Source organism: Caproicibacterium sp. BJN0003, assembly GCF_026314295.1.
In the GTDB taxonomy this organism is placed as follows: Bacteria; Bacillota; Clostridia; order Oscillospirales; family Acutalibacteraceae; genus Caproicibacterium.
Genome location: NZ_CP111108.1, coordinates 1292617 through 1314868 on the forward strand (window position 1 = coordinate 1292617; position 22252 = coordinate 1314868).

At 41.3% G+C, this 22252-nt stretch carries 22 protein-coding genes; 12 read left to right on the forward strand and 10 right to left on the reverse strand.

What is annotated here, in order from left to right; genetic code table 11:
- Nucleotides 1-133 precede the first annotated feature (133 nt).
- On the forward strand, nucleotides 134-865 hold the full coding sequence (locus OP489_RS06480; protein WP_266161096.1) for a LytR/AlgR family response regulator transcription factor: 732 nt from the start codon (nucleotides 134-136) through the stop codon (nucleotides 863-865).
- The gene (locus OP489_RS06485) at nucleotides 858-2174 is read left to right on the forward strand and encodes a sensor histidine kinase (RefSeq protein ID WP_266161097.1); all 1317 of its coding nucleotides are present in this window, start codon (nucleotides 858-860) and stop codon (nucleotides 2172-2174) included. Before OP489_RS06480 ends, OP489_RS06485 begins: the two co-directional genes overlap by 8 nt.
- Nucleotides 2175-2612: 438 nt before the next feature.
- Here the strand turns inward: OP489_RS06485 and OP489_RS06490 are convergent, their stop codons facing one another.
- From OP489_RS06490 to OP489_RS06505, 4 genes are all read right to left on the reverse strand, one after another.
- Nucleotides 2613-3761, reverse strand: a complete 1149-nt coding sequence (locus OP489_RS06490; RefSeq protein ID WP_266161098.1) for a 2-methylaconitate cis-trans isomerase PrpF family protein — start codon at nucleotides 3759-3761, stop codon at nucleotides 2613-2615.
- 34 nt (nucleotides 3762-3795) lie between these two features.
- A complete protein-coding gene (locus OP489_RS06495; protein ID WP_266161099.1) occupies nucleotides 3796-5058 on the reverse strand; it encodes an SLC13 family permease in 1263 nt (420 codons plus the stop codon).
- A 96-nt stretch (nucleotides 5059-5154) separates the two neighbouring features.
- Entirely contained in the window at nucleotides 5155-5997 is an 843-nt protein-coding gene (locus tag OP489_RS06500; RefSeq protein ID WP_266161100.1) for an alpha/beta hydrolase, read from the reverse strand.
- Nucleotides 5998-6334: 337 nt separating this feature from the next.
- On the reverse strand, nucleotides 6335-7246 hold the full coding sequence (locus OP489_RS06505; RefSeq protein ID WP_266161101.1) for a LysR family transcriptional regulator: 912 nt from the start codon (nucleotides 7244-7246) through the stop codon (nucleotides 6335-6337).
- Nucleotides 7247-7961: 715 nt separating this feature from the next.
- Between OP489_RS06505 and vanR the strand changes: the two genes are divergently transcribed.
- The 7 genes from vanR (at nucleotide 7962) to vanT (ending at nucleotide 14190) form a co-directional block, all read left to right on the forward strand.
- Entirely contained in the window at nucleotides 7962-8663 is a 702-nt protein-coding gene (gene vanR, locus OP489_RS06510) for a VanR-ABDEGLN family response regulator transcription factor (protein WP_266161102.1), read from the forward strand.
- Entirely contained in the window at nucleotides 8656-9783 is a 1128-nt protein-coding gene (vanS, locus tag OP489_RS06515) for a vancomycin resistance histidine kinase VanS (RefSeq protein WP_416232440.1), read from the forward strand. Before vanR ends, vanS begins: the two co-directional genes overlap by 8 nt.
- A gap of 125 nt (nucleotides 9784-9908) precedes the next feature.
- Nucleotides 9909-10733, forward strand: coding sequence for a glycopeptide resistance accessory protein VanW (gene vanW / locus OP489_RS06520; RefSeq protein ID WP_266161104.1), 825 nt, complete (start codon nucleotides 9909-9911; stop codon nucleotides 10731-10733).
- A gap of 6 nt (nucleotides 10734-10739) precedes the next feature.
- Nucleotides 10740-11789, forward strand: coding sequence for a D-alanine--D-serine ligase VanG (vanG, locus tag OP489_RS06525; RefSeq protein WP_266161106.1), 1050 nt, complete (start codon nucleotides 10740-10742; stop codon nucleotides 11787-11789).
- Nucleotides 11786-12547, forward strand: a complete 762-nt coding sequence (locus tag OP489_RS06530) for a M15 family metallopeptidase (protein ID WP_266161107.1) — start codon at nucleotides 11786-11788, stop codon at nucleotides 12545-12547. Before vanG ends, OP489_RS06530 begins: the two co-directional genes overlap by 4 nt.
- Nucleotides 12548-12584: 37 nt before the next feature.
- Nucleotides 12585-13058, forward strand: a complete 474-nt coding sequence (locus OP489_RS06535) for a serine acetyltransferase (RefSeq protein WP_266161108.1) — start codon at nucleotides 12585-12587, stop codon at nucleotides 13056-13058.
- Nucleotides 13048-14190, forward strand: a complete 1143-nt coding sequence (gene vanT, locus OP489_RS06540; RefSeq protein ID WP_266161109.1) for a serine racemase VanT catalytic subunit — start codon at nucleotides 13048-13050, stop codon at nucleotides 14188-14190. Before OP489_RS06535 ends, vanT begins: the two co-directional genes overlap by 11 nt.
- A 653-nt stretch (nucleotides 14191-14843) precedes the next feature.
- Here the strand turns inward: vanT and OP489_RS06545 are convergent.
- From OP489_RS06545 to OP489_RS06570, 6 genes are all read right to left on the reverse strand, one after another.
- On the reverse strand, nucleotides 14844-15689 hold the full coding sequence (locus OP489_RS06545) for a L,D-transpeptidase family protein (RefSeq protein ID WP_266161110.1): 846 nt from the start codon (nucleotides 15687-15689) through the stop codon (nucleotides 14844-14846).
- Between the two features lie 83 nt (nucleotides 15690-15772).
- Nucleotides 15773-16531 (reverse strand): hypothetical protein, encoded by a 759-nt coding sequence (locus tag OP489_RS06550; protein WP_266161111.1) that lies wholly within the window; start codon nucleotides 16529-16531, stop codon nucleotides 15773-15775.
- Nucleotides 16528-17925, reverse strand: a complete 1398-nt coding sequence (locus OP489_RS06555; protein WP_266161113.1) for a sensor histidine kinase — start codon at nucleotides 17923-17925, stop codon at nucleotides 16528-16530. The genes OP489_RS06550 and OP489_RS06555 overlap by 4 nt, the downstream gene beginning before the upstream one ends.
- Complete coding sequence (locus OP489_RS06560; protein WP_266161114.1) at nucleotides 17926-18582, reverse strand: response regulator transcription factor; 657 nt, start codon at nucleotides 18580-18582, stop codon at nucleotides 17926-17928.
- A gap of 339 nt (nucleotides 18583-18921) precedes the next feature.
- The gene (locus OP489_RS06565; RefSeq protein ID WP_266161115.1) at nucleotides 18922-19614 is read right to left on the reverse strand and encodes a flavodoxin family protein; all 693 of its coding nucleotides are present in this window, start codon (nucleotides 19612-19614) and stop codon (nucleotides 18922-18924) included.
- Nucleotides 19611-20477, reverse strand: a complete 867-nt coding sequence (locus OP489_RS06570) for an AraC family transcriptional regulator (protein ID WP_266161116.1) — start codon at nucleotides 20475-20477, stop codon at nucleotides 19611-19613. Before OP489_RS06570 ends, OP489_RS06565 begins: the two co-directional genes overlap by 4 nt.
- Before the next feature lie 253 nt (nucleotides 20478-20730).
- Between OP489_RS06570 and OP489_RS06575 the strand changes: the two genes are divergently transcribed.
- Genes OP489_RS06575 through OP489_RS06585 form a run of 3 tightly spaced genes read left to right on the forward strand, consistent with a single transcriptional unit; the run spans nucleotide 20731 to nucleotide 22136 of the window.
- On the forward strand, nucleotides 20731-21057 hold the full coding sequence (locus OP489_RS06575; RefSeq protein ID WP_266161117.1) for an ArsR/SmtB family transcription factor: 327 nt from the start codon (nucleotides 20731-20733) through the stop codon (nucleotides 21055-21057).
- A gap of 52 nt (nucleotides 21058-21109) precedes the next feature.
- A complete protein-coding gene (locus OP489_RS06580; RefSeq protein WP_266161118.1) occupies nucleotides 21110-21589 on the forward strand; it encodes a permease in 480 nt (159 codons plus the stop codon).
- 1 nt (nucleotide 21590) lies between these two features.
- Nucleotides 21591-22136: a permease gene (locus OP489_RS06585; protein WP_266161119.1), complete on the forward strand. Its 546-nt coding sequence runs from the start codon at nucleotides 21591-21593 to the stop codon at nucleotides 22134-22136.
- The last annotated feature ends 116 nt before the right edge of the window (nucleotides 22137-22252 follow it).

Consider the following 22252-nt stretch of genomic DNA (forward strand, 5'->3'; position numbering starts at 1 on the left):
GAACGGTCGTGAACCAGTATAGACGTGGTTTGTAACCGGCAAGCTGCCTAAAATATTGGGGAATCGCCTTTATGAGTCTAAAGTCTTGATTGAGTTTTGTTGATTTATCAGAAAGGAGAATGGCCCCCAACATATGAGAATTGCAATTTGCGACGATGTAAAAGAAGATCTTAACTTACTAAAACAAAACATAATAAAATATGCCAAGATTAAGTTTATTAATTTTGAAATTGATGAATTTAGTAATGGGCGAGAACTACTCTCCGCTTATCAAAACAAAGCCTATCCGATCCTTTTTTTGGATATTTATTTAAATGATCTTTCAGGAATAGATATCGCATACAAAATCCGAAAAGCAGACCAAAACAGCAGAATCATCTTTACAACTACTAGTCAGGATTTCCGTGCAGAAGGATTTGACTTGAACGCAACTCATTATCTCGTGAAACCAATTACATTTAAGAAACTCGAAGATGCATTAAATCGCTGTGCGGTAACATTTTGCGGAAGTGAAAAATATTTACCTGTAGTAGTGAATCGAGAGAAAATCAATTTGCTCTTTCGGTACATTCTCTATATAGAGGTTTATGGTAAAACATGTTCTATTCACACACATAATAGAATTTATAATGTTTATACAACACTCTCTAAGATCGAAGAAAAGCTGATTCCCGGTCCATTTTTGCGGTGCCATCGCTGCTATATCGTAAATATGAATTTTATTGACAGAATCATAGATAAAAATTTTGAACTGACTAATGGAGAAATGGTTCCTATTCGAAAGAATGGCATACAGGATGTAAAAGATAAATATAGCAAATACCTTCTCAACTCATTAAGGGAGTCAGAAATAGTATATGTATGATCGACTGATCTTTTCTATTTTTGGATTGATTCAATTTGTCCCTTGTGCATTTCTTTGCTATAGACCATTTATAAAACGAATCAGAATACCCGCTAATAAACTTCGAATTTTTTTGGCTGTAATATTTAGCTTTCAATTCTTTTCCAGCTTATATGCTCCTTCAATTATTTCATTTGAAAAAATTTCAATTTACGTTTTTTTGCTGATTTATCTAATCTTTTATCTTATAACCATAGAAGTGCAATATTCAGCACTTCTATTTACCTTTTTTCTGGTTGCAAATTACGAGGGAGTTGTAATTGGAATTTCACATTCGCTTGACGTTTTTTTCTTTCCTTTTATGCGAAAAGCATTCACCCGCTATAGTCTTTCATTGATATGTATTTGCGGAACAATTATGGCTATAACCATCCCTTTATTTATGAACATCTATAAAAAGATGGAGTCGCTAATTAATCAAATAGATGAAAAAATTTGGGATATACTTTGGATTATTCCATTTTCATTTGATACGATTCTGATTGTATTCGAAACAGTCTATGAAGATAAATTCGCGTTGGCTTGTGAGGATGTAATCATTTTATTGGCCATGGGGCTATGTTCTACCATAGTTTATTACATAGTCATTCTGATGCTTTATAAAGCGGAGGAAATGAGAAACTTGAAGGAAAAAGTTAGAACAACTGACACCCAACTCATCCTTCAAAAAAAGGCTTATGAGAATTTGAGCAATCATATTGAAGAAATTAAAAGGCTTCGCCACGATTTGAAACATCATTTATCCGTGATCGAAGCATATGTGCAGGAGAACGACACAGAAGCTCTAAGGACCTATCTAAACCAATTCAAAAACTCCTGTCTTTTTGATGTTCCGCTGAATCTTTGTGAAAATCCCGCTGTAAATGCACTCTTACAGCACTATGTTTCTCTCGCTAAAGCTAAAGATATAATGGTTTCCGTCAATTTACAGGTACCGCAAAAAATATCCATATCGGATGTAGACTTATGTATTATTTTTGGCAACTGCTTAGAAAACGCTTTAGAGGCCTGCCAAATAATGACTGGCGGTGAAAAATATATTTGTATACGATCGAAAATGCAAGGACATGCATTTACCCTCATTATTGAAAACAGCTATAACGGCGTAGTAAAAAAGAGAAAAGATGTAATTCTATCGAGTAAGCGAGTCGATAAAGAAGGTATTGGATTTTCATCGATAAATGCCGTATGTGAAAAATACGGTGGATCTGTTTTTATTAATTATGACACCAAAAAATTCAGCACATCCATGGTCTTATATTCTTTATAGCATTAACCGGAAGATCTCCAATCGTAGTAATTAGGGACTTAATTATCTTTACGTTTAGAAGCTGCTTGTTGGGGCGGATACCCCCATCCCCTTTCGAAATGCATTTTGGGGTATCCGCTGTGTGTTCTATGGACATCTAAAAGGAGCGGGACAGTTTAGCTGCTGTCTCCGCCCCTTTTCTTTTTCTGGCGTGGTTGGAATATGGTTCAAAATGTGATTAACTCAACGTTTGTCTTCGTCATCAATAATTGTCTCAGTTTCTTTCGAGTCACAATATATTTAAAATGAATTTTTCGCTTAGTTAAATAATTTGATATCTGATTCATCTATTTTTGCCTGAATACCTATCAGCAACTTTAACCAGCCTATTCAAGGCATCAACTGTCTTGATTAAAACAGAAACGAAAAAATGAGGGCGACATTTCGCCGCCCCCATTTTTATGCTCTGGGATTACGTACTTCTCCATTCATTAAGAAATTTGCGGTTCTAAAACCAAAAGTAGCAATTATATCTGGTATCCCGCCGCAGTCTGTGGTAAAATCCACCCCTGCTTCCATAACGCCACTTGGGTTTCCAATGCGCATACGTCCAAGATCGGTTCCGGGGCGTAAAACTTCCTGTACGACACTGCCGGGCACAACCGCCGCTGCCGCCGTACACATAGCGCCTGTCATGGCATAGGTCGGATGTGCTTTTTGCATTGACATCATACGAGAAACCAAGTCCACCTGCTGTGCTGAAATTTTCTCTCCATTGATCGCCATATAATCATGAGACTTTGATACAATAGTCATTTTAGGAATGGTCGGTGTTTTCCACGCCGATTCCGTATAGTTTTCGATGAGACCCATTTTTACGGCTGCCAATCCACGAACCGTTTCCAACAGGCACAATAGTTTTGGATTGGAATCAATATCGAAAGGAAGTTCACCGCCATCCATATGCAGATCTTTCGCTTTGACAAACACCAATGGATTGGTTGCATCAACAATCGAAACGCATACGGTTCCAAAACCGGGAACCATTAGTGCATCTTTGACATTTCCGGTCGGAAGCAAGCTCGTAGAAACCGTTCCGGCGGGATGGCAGAATTTGAGCTTAACAGGCGCTGCCGTGCCAGGCACACCAGGGATGGTATAATTACCATCATATTTTACACGGCCGTTTTGGACCTCGATCTCCGCCACAATGACCTTTTGGGTATTGGTATTGTAAATTCTCACCGAAGTTATTGGCGACACTGCGGATACTAGTCCCTTTTCAATAGCGTAGGGTCCTACCGCTGAGGATATATTTCCACAATTTCCTTTATAGCTTACAATGGGTTTATCAACCGATACCTGTGCAAAGGTGTAGTCTATGTCGGCATCGTTACGTAAAGAAGGCGCAACAATCGCTATTTTGCTGGTCACGGATGTCGCACCGCCTAGGCCATCTATCTGCCTGGGATCGGGGCTGCCCATAACTGCGAGTAAAAACTGATCCCGCATCTCACCAGCAGGCGGGATATCCTTTTCAAGGAAAAAGACGCCTTTGCTGGTGCCTCCCCGCAAAATAGAACAAGGTGTATTCTTTATGTACTCCAAATTATTTCCTCTCTTTTCACAATGCAATTATTTATTAAAAGATATTATAGACTCCCACAAACGCTAATATCACACTGACAAAAACACATACAACGGATGTGAGAAACAATCTAATGAAAAGTTTATTCGTATCTTCTTCGCTGGCGTCCTGATTAAATACTGCATACTGTGCCATGATGCCTGCACCACCGGTAGACGCTGGGCTGAATGCAGCGATAAACGCTGTGATTGTGATACCGGAGGCCAATGCCGAAAAGCTGACGTTGGAAAATTTGTCGATAATGCCCGAAATAGACGGTATCAACGCTGGCATGACAACACCGGTGGTCGAACTAAACCATGACATCGCGCCAGCAGCCAGCGATATGATCGGCTTAACTGCAGCACCGCTCATCAGGGATGTTAAACCACCCACCATCAGATCGATACCGCCGAGCGCCCTGACGACCCCCATCAGCATATTGACGCCGCAAACCAAAATAAAGGTTCCCCAAGGCATAATCTTGATTGCAGCCTTTTGATCACCTACACGAATCATGATGAGAACAACTCCAGCAAGAGGCGCCACCAGGCCAATATTGATGCCAAAGACAAATACAACTAAAACCACAAGAGCAATGGCCAGAATGGTGATTTTCTGATTCCGATTAAATGCGGTAACATGATCCAGCATCTCCAAAGAATTGCTCTTGGGTTTATAAAGCTTGTATATAAAGTAAAATGCCACCGTAATCAAAACAAACGCAACACAGCTGTTGCCAAATACGCTCCAGGAAATCTGACCAGCATTTTGTGCTTCAGGTAATAAACCAATTAAAATCAGACCGCCGTTGGCAATTGGCGACATGCAGCCAAAATTGCAGGCTGCCGTTATGATAATGCCCATGGCGATGGCGTCAATGCCCAATTCCAGTGCCAGTGCAATGGACATAGGCAACATTATTGCAAAAGTAGGAATATTGCCGCAGCCCAAAGCAGACAAAACAAAAGTAACAATCGCTAAAATCAGTGGAATGCACCAGGTGTTATTCCCTGCAAGCTTCAAGATTTTTCGCGCTAATAGATCGATAGTCCCGTTCGCAACCGCAATTGAAAATAAAAACGCAGGACCGACCAAAGAAATAAACAAACTGGTACTAAAATTCGATATAACAGTTTTATCCGGTATACCGCCCAATCGAGCTATGATTAGGGCAGCACCCATTGCCAGAAAACCCATATTTACCTTTTTCCAAAATCCGAGCAACAAAACCGCGACAAGAAACACCAAAGAGATTGCGGCTAGATAGTTTTCCATATCAATTTCCTCTTTTTTAAGTGTGAAAAAGGCTGACGGATTGCTGAAAAGTCAAAAAATTAAAACTTCTCAGAATTCTCTCTGCTTCTCACAAAATTATTTTTGTAATTCAGTAATCTTTTTATCAAAATCCAAAACGCATTTATTGAATTTATCTGCCTCCAAAATAGGAAACAGATGGTTATTACAGGCTGTAAATTCATAGCAGAGCGCTAACGGTGATTTTTTGCAGCGCTTAATGGCTTCGTGGCCGGATTCCCATGCATCATGATAAGCCGAATGCGATACAAAAGTTGCAACGGGAATGGTGCGGTCGCTTAACGGTGTCATGTTATCAGTAAAATAGGTATCCAGATGGTACTCAATTCCAACCCATGGCGGAAGTTGAAGCATGCTCTGCTGAAACAAATCAGCATCCTCGGAACTAAGCGGAGAGTTCTTACGCTGCTTAGCCGCGTAAGAGACCGGATCGTTAATATAAGGCATCATACGGGTCATCCAACCATCAATGTTATAATGGTTGGATTTATGCTGATTCCATTCGGCATCAGTAAAAGCAAATAATGAGGCATCCACCATAATCATACCGCGCAGATGATATTCGGATTGGGTATTAGCGTATGTTGCGACAACCGCACCACCCAAAGAATGTCCAACAAGCAAAACATTCTGCAATCCAAGGTGGTCAATCAGTTCGCGCACATCCTGCGCCATGCGTGCTTGACGGTTATTGCCGCACACCTTCATCGAACGCCCATGGCCACGCAAATCAAGACAGATTACTTTGTTTGTCTTGGACAGCACGGGAACACTGTGTCGCCACATGGTTAGCGACTCGCCAAAACCGGGCAGCATTACGATAGGCGCGCCCTCACCCGCCGTCTCATAATAAAGCCAAAGCCCGTCTGACGTCTGAAAAAAGTTATCCTTTGTTGCCATATTGTTACCTCCATACTATGGTTCGGCTATTTGTGCACAATACCGAACTTTTTGACCGGTCATTTCTTTATTTGAGTATAATGGTCCTAATAAAAATTGTAAAATTCATAATATTCATATAAAGTATAGCTTTTAATGCATCTTAAAGGCAAAATTGTGACAATAGCTTTATATCATTACAAAAAGGCTGTATAATTTGTTGAATGATTAGTACAAATTATACAGCCTTTTTATTTAAACTTTGTGCAATAAAATTATGTAAATTATCCATTATTTGGGATGGTAGGATTGATACCTCCTGCTAAAAAGTCTCATACTAAATGATCACTTAATGTTCCTACATAATACGCTTGATTAAACCAATATAATATTTTGCATATTGCGGCAAATAGCTTCCTTTTCGATAAGCCGCCACAAATGAGCTCTCAGTTTTCCCTTCTTCACCAAAACTAAAACATTCGATCGGCTTTTCAAATTTCATGTGCTTTAGGTGCGTCTCGCAAACCAGTGCAGCGCCGTAACCTTCACTGGCCAACATAACTGCGGCCTGAATGTTGGACATAACGAGTTGTTTCGAAAAATGCAGCCCCATTTGTTCAAACACCTCATCCACAATTTGTCGTGAACGCTGCTGAGGAGTTTGTATAATCAATGTCTCATTTTTCAGCAGGTGAATATCTATTCTGGGATATCGATCGTTAAGCCCTTTAACAGCCGTTTTCCCAAGAGGGTGTCCTTTAGCAAGTACAAGCACGATTTCTTCTTTCGTAATTGGCACATATTCAATCAAAGGATTCACTGCAGACAAATTATAAAAAGCTAGATCAGTTTCACCGCTGAGCAACATGGCATCCAGCTTTGTGGAATGAGATTCTTGCAGTTCCACTTTGACGTTTGGATAGGCTAAGCGAAAAGCAGGAAGCGTATCCGGAATAATATAAGTGCCGCGAACAGTGGGAAAAGCAACCTTTAAAACCCCTTCATGTCGCTTTAAAATATCAGCCATCTCTTCATCCAAGTCTTTTTTCACACTCAGGATCTTTGTTCCGGCTTCTACATATCGCTCCCCAGCATAAGTGAGAACATATCGATTGCCGAGCTTTCGAAACAAAGGTTGCCCCATTGTCTTTTCCAGATTGTGAAGAAATTTGCTAAGTGTGGGCTGACTGATATAAAGCCTTTCAGCAGCTTTGCTAAGATTTTGATATTTGGCAATCGCCACTACATACGAAATTTCTCGAAAATCCATATCATACTCCTTATTGATTACAGGTCGGGCATTTATTGGATTATGAAACCATCCCCCATTTGATGGGAGGGACTAATACAAAACGAATGTACTCCAAAGAGGTATCCAACATGGAAAACAAATCATGTTCCCAACGTACGATCCATTTTTTATGGCAATGTTAGAGCACCACATTCCCACCGGAAGCCTGAATGCCCCCTGTCTGACACTCATGAAGAAAGCAACGGCCAAAAAGATAATACCTGTGGTCACCATCTCAGCGTAATCAGCACTCGCTTTTTGTCGTTTTCATGGATAAATTATAGCACAAAAGTCCCAAAAAGCCATTATTTTTACTCGCTTCAGATTATTGAATCATGCTTAGTACTCAGAAATAATGCAAGCGCATAGGAACATCAGTCTAGTCAGATACGACATTATCGGTTGAAGATAATCTTCGGCCGGTTTTCTTCCTCTTTTAAAAATTCTCTACAATACAGTTCGCTTCTCTCATCTTGATTAATTCGAGATGACGAAATATAATAATCAATATAAACTGTTCGAGAGGTACCTCTAATTATATAACTATATGACTTGAAGAGGAGTAAACGAATAATGGGCCATCAGTGCCGCATGATTAAGGATTACTACGCTAAAGGCCATTTCTCGGTGCAGTAAAAAGCCAACAGATAGGCTCCAAAGGGCTACCGGTTAGGTGAAGATGTTGGAGGAAATAATGATACAGAATGATAAAATATTGATTGTTGACGATGAACACGAAATTGCTGATCTTGTGGAAGTTTATTTAAAAAGTGAAGATTATTCGGTGTTTAAATTTTACAATGCCACAGACGCGCTTTCCTGCGTAGAACGTGAAGATTTGAGTCTTGCTATTTTAGATGTCATGCTGCCGGATATGAGTGGCTTTGCACTCTGCCAGAAGATCCGCGAAAAGCACCTATTCCCCATCATCATGCTGACCGCTAAGGTAGAAGATATGGACAAGATCACAGGATTGACCTTAGGGGCGGATGACTATATCACAAAGCCGTTCAATCCGCTGGAACTCATTGCACGTGTTAAAACGCAGCTCCGACGATATACACGATACAATACCGCAAATGCGATTCCACTAGAAAACCATGAATATGATTTTGCTGGTCTTTATGTTTGCCAAGACAGCCACAAATGTACGCTCTATGGAAAAGAACTTTCACTGACGCCGATCGAATTCGATATTCTTTGGTATCTCTGTGAGCGCCGTGGAAAAGTCGTCTCATCTGAGGAACTGTTCGAGGCTGTATGGGGTGAAAAATATCTCGACAATAACAACACGGTCATGGCGCATATTGCACGACTTCGAGAAAAAATGCACGAACCCAGCCGGAAACCAAAATTTGTAAAAACTGTGTGGGGGGTTGGATATACCATTGAATAGACAAAATGATCGAATTATAAAAGGCAGTATTCGTCGAAGCCACTTATCACAACAGATCATGCTGCAATATATTTTGGCGCTTGTTGGCTTTGTTGCGGGGCTGTTGCTTCTATATTTTCTTGTATGGCGAATTTGCTTAATCTTTACTTGGCAGCCGTATGATTTCCTGTATCAATTCTTGAAATTAATGCAGGAAACGTCCTTGTTTTGGGGTACAGGCGTCGTTATTATCGGTTGGACTATCATTACCTATCATTTTTTCCAAAAGCCCCTGCGTTACCTCGATGAAGTCGTTAAAGCATCTGAGCAGTTGGCGCAGCCTAACAATAAACCGATCGTTTTATCTGATGCCATTAAAAACGTACAGGATGAACTGAATCTGGTACGGGAACAGGCTCTGCGCAATGCTATGGCCGCAAAAGAGGCTGAACAGCGCAAAAACGACCTGGTTGTTTATTTGGCCCACGACCTGAAAACACCTCTTACCAGCGTGATCGGTTATCTTACTCTGCTTCGGGATGAGCCTCAGATTTCTCCGGAATTACGTGCCAAATACACTGGCATTGCCTTTGATAAAGCAGAACGTTTGGAAACACTTATTAACGAGTTTTTTGATATTACCCGCTTTAATCTAACTAAACTAACTTTGGAACCGGAGAGTATCAATCTGACCCGGATGCTGGAGCAGATTACTTTTGAATTTAATCCGGTTTTAGCAGAAAAGAACTTGTGCTGGAACCAACGCTTAGCGCCCAATATTCGGATCGTCTGTGATCCGGACAAGCTGGAGCGCGTATTTGATAACCTGATACGCAATGCCGTAAACTACAGCTACCCGGATACCCCCATTCTTATTACGATGGAACAATCCGGCAGCCATATAACGGTGCGTATAGAAAATCATGGAAAAACGATTCCTCCCGAAAAGCTGAGTCGAATTTTCGAACAGTTCTTTCGGCTTGACTCTTCACGCTCCAGTTCCACCGGCGGATCCGGACTTGGTCTTGCTATCGCAAAAGAAATCGTCGAGCTGCATAAAGGTACTATTAGTGCCCAAAGTGCCAATGAGCATATTATCTTTACCGTAACACTTCCCCTTGATTGTCAGAAAATCGTATGATTTTCACATTTCTTTTTTCAGTTTTTCCTCATTAAAATCAAAAACATACTTGTCCCCGTTTTGATACCATAAAAGTATCGAACGGGGATTTTATTTTGCTTAAATATTGCAGGAAGGATTGTATTATGCCGAGAAAACGAATTACACAGATTTTTCCATGGCTATTGCCGCTGAGAATTAAGCAGCGTCTATTTTGCTTTTACACGAAAATGTATTTAGACGGGAACCGATATTCTGAGACTAAGTTTGAAACCGCATTGCCATATCAGCTTTTTAAAACAAGCTGTCCTCTGTATAACCGGGAAACTGGTTTTGACATGGTATATCAGGAAAATAAAGTTTTTAACTTAAAACTAGCTGCAACCACTTTAGATCGGATCGTGATCGAACCAAACGAAACTTTTTCGTTCTGGAAATTGGTCCGATATGCAGATAAGGCGATTCCGTATAAAGACGGACTCACCGTGATCGATGGAAAACTTACGACGGCTCCCGGCGGGGGAATCTGCCAGATGAGCAACCTGCTTTTTTGGATGTTTCTTCATACCCCACTTACTATCGTGGAACGGCACGGGCATAACGTAAAAGACTTTCCGGAGCCTCCAAGCGACGCGCCTATGGGTGTGGATGCGACTGTATCGGAAGGCTGGCTTGATCTGAAGGTCAAAAACGAAACGGAAATGTCTTTTCAGATCCGCATCACCTTTGATAAAGATCATATTATTGGGCGCCTTCTAACGGATCAAAACAATGGGCAATTTTACGAAGTCATAAACGGCAAGCCATTATATTATCGCAAAAACGACAAGATCTATGAAGAAGTGGATGTGAAACAGAGAACTATTCTGACAACAACTGGAGACTGTATCTCCGAAAAGCTGCTTTACCGAAACAAATGTGAAATTGGCTATCCACTTCCCGAGGGGACAGCTATTGCCCAGAAAGGATAAAAGAAAATGAAAAAATTAAAGATTGCTATTTTATTTGGGGGCTGCTCTCCCGAATACAGTGTATCGCTTCAGTCAGCTTATTCTGTAATGAAACATATAGACACCGACAGATTTATGCCCATATTGATTGGAATTTCATCGAAGGGAAACTGGTATCAGTTTAATGGAAATATCGAAAAGATTGCATCAGACACTTGGTGCAATCCCTCGGACTGCCTACCAGCAGCAATTTCACCGGACCGTAAAATGCATACCATACTGATATTTTACCCTAATAAAGTTGTAAAACTTCCGATTGATGCTGCGTTCCCTGTTCTCCATGGAAAAAACGGAGAAGACGGAACCGTTCAGGGCATATTTGAGCTGGCTGGAATTCCACTTGTCGGCTGCGGAATCATGACTTCAGCACTTTGTATGGACAAAGATCGTGCCCACAAGCTTGTACATGCGGCTGGTGTGCAAGTTCCCACTTCCTTTCTTCTAAAAAAGGGCATGGATCCCAAAATTGCTTTGGCACAAGCTGAAAGCCTCGGATACCCTCTGTTCGTAAAACCAGTCAGGGCGGGTTCCTCCTATGGCATTACGAAAGTTACTGACCAGTGCCGTCTTCCTGATGCTATCAAACTAGCTTTCGAATACGACGATGAAGTCATCATTGAAGAAAGCATAACGGGATTCGAAGTTGGCTGCGCCGTGATGGGAAATGACACTCTCACGGTGGGAGAGGTCGATGAAATCGAACTATCCGATGGATTCTTCGATTTTACGGAAAAATATACTCTGAAAACGTCGGCTATTCATGTTCCGGCACGAATCTCCGAAGAAAAAGCAAAGGAAATCAAAGAGACTGCAGAGACGATTTATCAGGCACTGGGATGCCGCGGCTTTGCACGGGTGGATATGTTTCTAAGCTCTGATGGGAAGGTTATTTTCAATGAAGTCAATACAATTCCGGGCTTCACCTCACACAGCCGATATCCTAATATGATGAAAGCCGCCGGAATTTCTTTTGGGCAGGTCATATCCCGCGTAATTGAATTGGCGGTGAGTATATGAAAAAGCTTGTAATTCCAGAAAAATCCGTACATGTAGGCAGCCTGATTTTGGTCAACCAACAGCATCCCTACTGCTCAGAAAACTCAAAAAGTTATCTTGTCCCAGCCTGTACAGACAGCAAAGTCCTCCTGGAACGAAAAGCTGCCGCTTTGCTTTCTAAACTTATGAGCAGTATCGAGGGCTGGGATCATATCAGTGCGGTGAGCGGTTGGCGTTCCAGACAAGAACAGCAGGAAATTTACGATCAATCTCTGAAAGACAGTGGGACCGCCTTCACGGAGCAGTTTGTAGCAATGCCGGATCATAGCGAACATCAGACCGGACTTGCCATTGATTTAGGACTTCGTAATCCGGAAATTGACTTTATTCGTCCAGACTTTCCCTATTCCGGCATTTGTCAGATGTTTCGGGAAAAAGCCGTGACTTACGGTTTCATTGAACGCTATCCAAAAGGAAAAGAGGCTATTACAGGAATTGCACACGAACCATGGCATTTTCGTTACGTCGGAGCACCTCACGCCGCAATTATGACGAAGTTTGGACTAACATTGGAAGAATATCATGATTTTATAAAGCAGTATCCTCTTGAAAAGAAACACTTTTTATATCGGACAAGAAATCAGAATATTGAGGTTTCCTATATAAGGACCGCAGATGGAGTAGACACTGAATTTGAAATTGAAGATCACATTCTATACTCGGTGTCCGGTAATAATGCAGACGGGTTTGTTCTGACCGAATGGACAAGCACGCAATAATAGGCAACAGTTCCAGAGTAAAGAAAGAAGTTTTGTAATGCTGAGAGATAAAATCATTGATTATTCCAAAGGAGATAATCTAAACAGATATTGGTCACTCTTCAGGCGGCGGGAACGAACCAAAAATAAGCTCTTAAAAGGGTTGCTCACATTCCTTTGCAATCGGTCGGCACACAGGCACAGCGGCTACATTGGAAACGGCGCAAAAATTGCCGGACTCCCTTCCCTGCCACACGGACTGCATGGCATTTATATTTCCCGCTACGCGAGCATCGGCTTAAATTGCTGGATCTATCAAAATGTCACGATCGGAGAAGTGAATCATAAGGCGCCGCACATCGGTAACGACTGCCTAATTGGGGCAGGTGCCACCGTTGTCGGAAATATTCAAATTGGGGACAATGTAAGAATCGGTGCGGGAGCGGTCGTTAGTTTTGATATTCCGGATAACTGCACTGTGGTTTCGCAGCCACCCCGTGTGATTGAAAGGGAGAAAGAAAATGCCAAATAAACCAGCACCCATATTTTGCCGAAGCAGGGCATGGATCGAACTTGATCGAGATGCACTGCGCCATAACGTCCAAGTACTCCAAAAGCTGCTCCCTAATGATTGTGAACTGATGCCCGCTGTCAAAGCCAATGCCTATGGGCATGGCGCAGTTTTGATCTCGCGGGAACTAAACCGGTTAGGGATAAAAGCTTTTTGCGTTGCAACAGTTTCAGAAGGAATCGAACTTCGAGAAAACGGCATTGTCGGAGAAATTCTGATTCTCGGTTACACGTATCCAATGCAGTTCCCACTTTTGAAACAGTACGACCTGACACAAACAGTAATTGATCTTCCCTATGCAGAAATCCTAAACAAATACGGTCAAAAAGTAAAAGTACATATCGCAATCGACACAGGGATGCATCGACTAGGAGAACCTTGTAGAAATATCGAAAACATCTGTAAAATGTTTAACCTTCACAACTTGGAAATTGAGGGAATCTACACCCATCTGTGCGCAGATGATACAAATTTGCCGCAGGACAGAGCTTTTACTATGGAGCAGAGCCGAGCTTTTTACAGCACGATCTCGCAACTTAGGGAACGCGGCTTTGAATGTCCTAAAGAACACCTACTCGCAAGCTATGGGCTCATCAATTATTCGGAACTCGGTGGCAATTATGCACGAATCGGAATTGCCCTCTACGGCGTACTCAGTACTCGGGCTGATAGGGAACGCTGTTCAATTTCGCTGAGACCGGTACTATCCGTCAAAACCAGAATAACCACATTGAACACTTTACAAAAAGGGGAATCAGCCGGATATGGTTTACAGTTTGTTGCCGATCGTGATACCAAAATTGCCGTACTTGCAATCGGTTATGCAGACGGTATTCCGCGTTCTTTGTCATGCAGCGTTGGAAATGTTCTGATTAAAGGCATCAAAGTCCCTATTATTGGTCGAATCTGTATGGATCAAATGCTGATTGACGTTTCCAATATTCCGAACATCAAAGCAGGAGACGTTGCAGTAATTATTGGGCAGTCTGGAGATCAAAAAATTACCGCTTGCGACCTTGCAGAACAGACAGGGACAATTTCCAACGAAATACTGAGTCGTTTAGGGGAACGGCTGGAAAGACAAATGATTTAGCACTAAAATTAATCATAACAATGATTAAATGTGATAAAAGGAAATTTATGTGTATCTCATCATAACTATTAGGCGATTTTTAATCAAATTCTCAATATGTCAAGGTAGGACAAAACAGCACTTTTTTATTAATCAGGCTCTGAAAACACGCTAGGCGCCACACACTCTCTCCCCTATTTTTTATCTTTTCTCTAAAGATCCTAAAATAGAGAACAGTTTTATGGCTTATAAAAAGTTGTCAAGGATGCAAAATAAAACGAAACAACGAGGTTTTTGTTGCGCGTTTTCTTCTTTTCACGAGTGCTGAGGACATTGCCAGTGTAAGAGCCCCCTTACCGATTCTTTTAAAGTTTACATCGAACAATTTTTGGGGAAACATTTTGACTTTTGGCATGGACTTTTTGTTAGAAAGATCGATTAACACCATCAATTTAAAAAGCTAAAAAATTGTCCACAGGAATGGCTGCAATAAACCAACCCTGTGGACATTAATTTTATTAACTTCTGGATTGCCTTTATTGCATAAAAGCTCCGTTAATATCAGAATCAACGGTTGATTGAAATTCGGATTCATATTTAATGCGACGCTGCAGCGATGGTCAGATTGACCTTTTGTAAAACATTTTTAAAAGTCACCAAAAAGATAACAGGTATTATTGTACCGTTACTTTTGTACCATCCTGAATATGGTCATAGATCCATTTAGCATCGTCCATAGAAAGCCGGATACAGCCATGTGACGCAGGAGTTCCAAGCTTTTCTGCTTCATTTTGTTTTATTTCATAATCCTGATTAAATGGAATACTGTGAAACAAATAGTCACCATAAAAGCTTGTCCAATAGTAGGCTCCTTCTCCCAAATTGGAATTATAGAAGGAAATCCCCCGATTCGAAACAGAAAAGGTTCCAGTCGGTGTTTCACTGCCAGATTCTCCCGAAGAACAAGTAAAAGTCTTTATTGCCAAACCTTTCGCATCAAATACCATGACCTTCTGGTCATCAAGTGATACCTTTATAGAAAGCGGATAGGCCACTTGAACAAGTGCGTGATTGGCCGCGGTATCCACCACATCGCTTTGCAGGTAAGGCCGACAACACCATCCGGATTTTCCGCCCGGAACTTGTACCTTAATCCAGGTACCATCCGTGTTTAATTCTCCTGTTAATGTTATCTTCGTACCGCTTGGGACAAAACAGACAATGCCATACTTTGCACTAGGGCCGGAGCGGAGATTCAATTCATTTGCTGTAACCACGTCACCTTTAGAAACTGCCGTGTTATCGTTCCAAAAATATCTATTTTGCGAAGTCAAATGGGTATCTTGTGATGATGTCTCTTTATCTAAATCTTGGTTGCCATTTTTATTAGTAAATTGAACTAACGCGCGAATTCCAAAAAACAATATCAGTAACAGTAAGCACGCCGAAGCACGATGCATTCTGCGAGCCCTGCGTCTCTTTACCCATCGTTCATGCCTCGCGTAATCTGTATTTTTCATAAAAAAGCACTCCTTATCAAATCCGGTAGAAATGATAGCAAAGTGCTTCCTATATTCAGCATCAATACAGCATCAAAATGGCATCAACTGATGATTCCCCTAAATCTGAGTAATGTATTAAATGTATATTGGTCTCCAGAAATCGTTAATGGAAATACCACCAAATCACCCCCATCATCACGCATTTTGATGGAACCCTTGATAGAATAGTCGGATAGATTATCCTTTGTTAAAACACCATTTATCTGAACATTTTCAGTTTTCCATCCGTAATAATTGGAACAGATATCTGCCAGCTTACTAGAAAATTTATTGGCCTGTTCTTTTGCATCTTTTGTCGATTGTGCATCAATAACATCTTGATCAGATATCATATTGAACGCCAGCATCTTTCCGCTGCTGTCATCAATTAGAATATCAATCCACTTATTGAAGCTCTTACTGTAAAGTGCACAACGCCACATAATCGCACTCATGGTTTTGTCAGCCGACACCACAAGGAATGGCGTTTCTGTATGATCTGGGCATTCTTCTGGTAAAATCCCGGCTGCACCCTGCGCTGCCATGAACTGCATCGTATCCAATGCTGCCTGATAAGCACCATCGGCATCTAAGTTGCTTCCGTTCTCCAGAAATTCTGTCGTGTATTCGCCAGTTAATAACCGAAGACTGTCTTTTAACTGCGTAACAGGATGAAATTGAAGGCTAGAAGTCTCATAGGTGTTGACCTTTGTCTTAAGCTTCTGGTCCTGCATAGCAGAAACAAAACTAGGCAGAAAAAAGCCAGACACGATTGCAAGAAGGGCGCAAAAGGCAAGCAGAATTGGAATAGCCTTTTTCATGTTCTGCCTCCTTTCAAGTCTACGGTAATTGTTGTCCCAGCACCCAGCTTACTGTCAAAGTGAATCGTCCCATGATGCCGCTCCACAATTTTGGCACAAAGTGACAAACCAAGACCGACACTGCCCTGAACACGGGATCTAGACTTATCAACGCGGTAAAACACTTCGGTCAGGTGCTGCAAAGCCTCCGGCGGGATTCCCTTTCCATTATCCACAACGATTAACCGACACCCGTCCGAAAGCATGGAACTAGTAATCCCAATATGACCACCGTGGTCCAATGCTTTACGGGCATTATCCAGCAGGTTCAAAAGCAGCATGCGGGTAAGATCCGGGTCCAGCATGCATGTCCCCTCTTCACATTCACAGGAAAGTTCAATGCTGCTTTTTTCATAGATAGGGTGCAAATGCTCCGTAAGATTCTTAACAATTCCGGCCGGGGATACTGGTTTTAAGACAAGCTCGCGGTGGTCTGCAACAAAGATATCCAGCAATTTAAAGGACAAGTTTTCCAACCGTTTTCCCTCGGAAAAGATATAATTAGCTGCATCAATTTGTTCCTCTGTAGTCAGGGACTGTCCCCGCAGTAAATCAGCATAACCAATAATAGAAGTCATCGGCGTCTTCATTTCGTGGGCAAAGCTGCCCATAAACTGCTCCTGGCGTCTAGCGGCATCCTCAAGATTTTGGGCACTGTCTTCTACCTTTTGCGCCATGGCGTCAAAATCTTTGGACAGCACGCCGATTTCATCCCCTGAACGAATGTTAGAGCGGTAAGCAAGATTGCCGGATGCAATCTCACGGGATGCTTTCGATAGGCTCGACATTGGTCGTGTGAGCAACCATGAGATACCGCATGCCATTATCGCGCATAACAGCAGCATTAAAGCAAAAATTTCGTAGTATACCCGTTGCTGTAAAGCACGAGTCGCATAGAGTTCAGACAAGTCATATCCCAAATTTAGGCATAATATTTTTCTGCCAATCTGAAAACTGCTGGATACCTGCAAAAAAGGCGTGCCTTCTGTATTCTTCAGATAAGCGACCGCCAAATGTCCGTCATCCGTTTTGTCAGATAGATCCATGAAATCTGCCGTGAAATCGCCCTTTGTATAAAGAGTTCCATCGTTCGAAGATAGTTCGATTGCTGAATACGTTTCTTGAGGCGTCAGTTGACTAATGGTATCGGCGGCACTTTTTTCATCTATCCATGAATTTAGTTTATCCGCCATTTGAAGAGCTCCAAGCACTTGCTGATAAGACTCTCTTGCGGACTGTTCCTCCCGATTCAGCGATGACTGAAAAGAGTTAGAAATCAGAGCGCTGCCGCCTATACCAAACAGCAATGATAGAAGGCAGATCATACAAAATGTGATCTTCCAGCGAAACTTCAATTAGTTCACCTCCAGCCGATAGCCCACCTTATTCACCACTTGTAATTCCTTTTCCCATCCGACCTTTTTCCGGAGCCGCTGTACATGGAGACTAACCGTCTTGCTTCCATACTCCATTTCACCGCCCCATACTCGTTCATAAATAGTATCTCGATACAATGCTGTGTCTGGGTTGCGGACAAACAGCAACAAAATTTGATATTCTTTGGGCGTCAGCGAAATCTCTTTTCCATCCCGCTTGACCTGCATAGACTGCATGTCCACTGTCAGACCGTCGATTTCTATAATATTAGCCGTTTTGTGGTAGCGCCGCAGAACAACATCAACCCGCGCCAATAGTTCTACGATTTCAAATGGCTTAACAATATAATCTTCCGCTCCAATTCTCAGCCCATGGACACGATCCTCCAGCGTGCTTTTTGCTGTTAAAAAGATCACCGGAATCCCCATGGGACGGATATAGTCCATTAATTCAAAGCCGTCAATTTTCGGCAACATCACATCCAGAAGGATCAAATCATATGTATTCTCTTCGAGCTTATCTGCGGCCTCTCCCCCATCAAAAACGCACTCGCATACATGACCTGCTTTTTTCAGGCTGAGCCGAATCAGATTGGAGATGGGTTCTTCATCTTCCACAATCAAGATTTTTGCCATGCTTTTCACCTCAATTTTATGGTACATCCAAACAGCATCTAAACGGCAAATATTTAACCCAATCGGTTAAATTACAATTTATATTTTTATTGTATCACATTCTTTTCTATAGCAATACATCATAAAATGACATTATATTGCAACTGATTTGCTGTAACGCCTCGTTAATTCAGCTATTTCTGTCTAACGCAAAAAATTTTATCATTTTATTAAAACAATAAAAAGCTCCACAGCGGTAAATTTTTCCGTTGCGGAGCTTTTTTCTCTGAATATTTTATTTCGTTTAAATAAAGGGAAAAATAAAATTCATTCTTTACGAATGCTTAGATAAAAAACACCTTAGCATCTTTTCATTTTTTCAAACAGACTGTTGACATTCCGGATATAATCCTCCCGTGGAATAAACGGGGTGTCGAGAATCGCCTGCGTTTTAGGCAAAATATGCCCACCTGCTTTATACTCTGTGCCAGCACATTCCACCGCATCCAGATATGGTTTGACGATCTCGGCTGTATCTTCCTGCATCAAAAGCGCACCCTCGGCACAACAAATTGTCGCTGTATCCGATCCAAACATGTGCTTGAGTTGAAAAACCAGTCCATCAAAGTTTCCGGTAATGTCCGGCAGGCCACCACTTGTTATAAGCACAGTTTTCTTTGTACCGTCTTCATAGCCATAATGATGTGCACGTCCATCTTTTCCAATATACATTTGAGGCTTATTAAAGCAAAGTGTCCGATCCATTAACGCTTTACACTGTGCCGGGGCTGAATAGCAGTAAACCGGCATCGACCAGATCACAAGATCCGCTGCGCGAATCATTTCCAACACTGAGATAGCATCATCTTCTTGCACACAGTGTCCGCCCGTTGCCATCCAACATGCATAGCAGGCACGGCAGGGATTTATCTGCAAATCGGCTGTATGAATAAATTTCGCTGTTTCGTTCATACCACGAAGAAACGCTTTCGTTAAAGCCAGCGTAGCACTTCTTTCTTTATTCGGTGACCCGTTAATGACTACTATATTCATTTACGTTCCTTTCCTTTTACAGGAATCCAGATCTCACTGTAATAATTTTCATCCTGAATTCCCTTTGGATACCTAGCAGGATCACTATACATCTCAATGTTGTAGCCAGCTGCAATCTCATAGTCTTTACTGTTCGGCAGCCACTCCGAAAAAATTCTTTTGTTCACGTCATGTAAGGACTGCGGCATTCCGCCTTTGCAGGCAAAAACAGCCCAGGTGTATGCGGGAATGACCTTTGTAATAAAGCCTTTCGGTACCTCTGCGGTAGGATCGTAATTATCCGCAACCAGATACTCGAATTCATCCGACCCCATACTTTCGTCAATACAAATTCCATACATTCCACATACGATCCGCTCTTTTCCTGGTTGATGAAGTCCGAGCCAAAACTTAGGAATTTCTGTCATCGCGCTATCATACTTAAATATTTTGGATGCTCCCATCACTGTAAATGAATCTTTTTCAACAATTTTGTAATCCATAACATAACCACCTTCTAAAGTGAATTTGATTTTAAGAGGAGCAAAAGACTTTATCATTGCTCCATCTTTTCGAACAGCAGTCGGTGTGACTCCATGAAAGCGGGTAAATGCTTTGGTAAAGCTGTCCGGCGAGTCATAACCATATTTTAGAGCAATATCAATGATCTTTTTGTCGGTAGACACAAGCTCACTACCGGCGAGGGTAAGCCTGCGTTCCCTGATATACTCTCCAACCGTAAAGCCACAAAGCATAGTAAATCCTTTTTGAAAATAAAAAGGAGATAGCAACACCTGTTTTGCAATCTTTTCGACTGTCAGTTCGTTTGCGATATTGTCCTCAATGTAGTTGATTGCTTCACCGATACATTCAACCCAGCCCATGGATACATCTCCTTACCTGTGTTCTCATCTTATTCCTTTGAAAGCATCTGCTCCCGACTTTTTGTGTTATCTTTTGTCCGAAGCGTAAATCAGACGGTTTATCAATATCTTACCATTCAATCTAAAACAACACAAGCTGCATTATTTTATGGTCAAATTTTCCTTATAAACAGTTAAATAAATTTTGTTGACAAATTAACTTTTTGTTTATATACTAATCTCATATCAAATATTTTTGATATGAGGTGATCATTTGGCAAATATTTATGAAGAGCAAACAAAAATATTTAAAGCTTTTTGCGATGAAAATCGTCTAAAAATACTCGAGCTTTTGCGCGGCGGAGAAAAATGTGCCTGCATTTTACAGGAACAATTGGACTTAGGACAATCAGGTCTTTCTTATCACATGAAGATTCTTGTTGAATCCGGTATCGTAGAAAGTCAGCAAAAAGGGAAATGGACTCATTATAAAATCAGCGAAAAAGGCAGCGCTTATGCCGGTATTTTACTGAAAGAACTGACAACGCCGAACGCAATTGCAGAAAAACATACCTGCTGCAAACATAAAAATTTATTTTAAAGCCATCCTAAACGGTAGCTTTTTAAAACAAATAGTAAAAAGGAGTTTTAATGTGGACACGCCTATATTGTATGGAACAGCTCTCCTTCTTTTAGCAGTTTCTTTTTTTAAAGACAAAAAGAAAACCAAACAATCTCTTAAAAAAGCATGGAAATCTTTTGAAAACATTATGCCTCAGTTTCTGGTCGTCATTTTGCTTGTGGGAATATTGCTTGCCGTGCTAAATACCGAAGTTATTTCTAAACTGATTGGGTCAAACTCAGGGTGGTTTGGTGTCGTAGTTTCCGCTTTAATTGGTGCTGTTACCCTAATTCCTGGTTTTGTCGCATTTCCAACGGCGGCGATGCTTCTGCAGAGCGGCGCCGGATATATGCAGATTGGCGCATTTGTTTCCACATTAATGATGGTCGGCATTGTCACTATGCCAGTTGAAATAAAATATTTTGGTAAACGACTAACAATTTTAAGAAATGTGATTGCATTTTTCTTCTCTTTTATTGTCGCTTATATAATAGGAACGGTGGTGGGCTAATATGAAAGTAAAAGCAATCTTAAAAAGATATCGCGCATTTTTAATAGCCGTAGTTGCAATAGGAATTCTAACACTGATTAACCGCCCGCTCGGCCTTAAGGCCATGAGTAATTCAGCCTATCAGATCGAACAAATGCTGTTTGTCATTCCTCCAGTATTTATTCTGCTTGGATTACTTGACGTGTGGGTTCCAAAAGAAACAATGATTAAATATATGGGAGAAGGCTCTGGTCTAAAAGGAATTTTGCTTTCTATGTTTATCGGCTCAGCGGCAGCAGGTCCGCTTTATGGGGCTTTTCCGGTTGCCGCGGTATTTATGAAAAAGGGTGTTAAATTTAGCAATATTCTCATTTTTATCGGCGCATGGTCAACAACAAAAATACCGATGTTTTTATTTGAAATGGCAGCATTAGGCGCAAAATTTGCAGTTACGAGACTATTGGTGGATATTCCAGGAATCATTATAATCGCCTATATTCTTTCTAAACTGATATCAAAAGAAGAAATAAAAACAATTTATAAAAATGCGGAAGACATCAGCAAATAGGATCCAAATAAAACAGAAGGCTGACAGTTAAATGAAGGACTGTCAGCCCTTTTATTTTATACTGTAATACTCTGCCAAAACATGGTAAATTGACTATGCCTTTTTGGGGGTGTAAA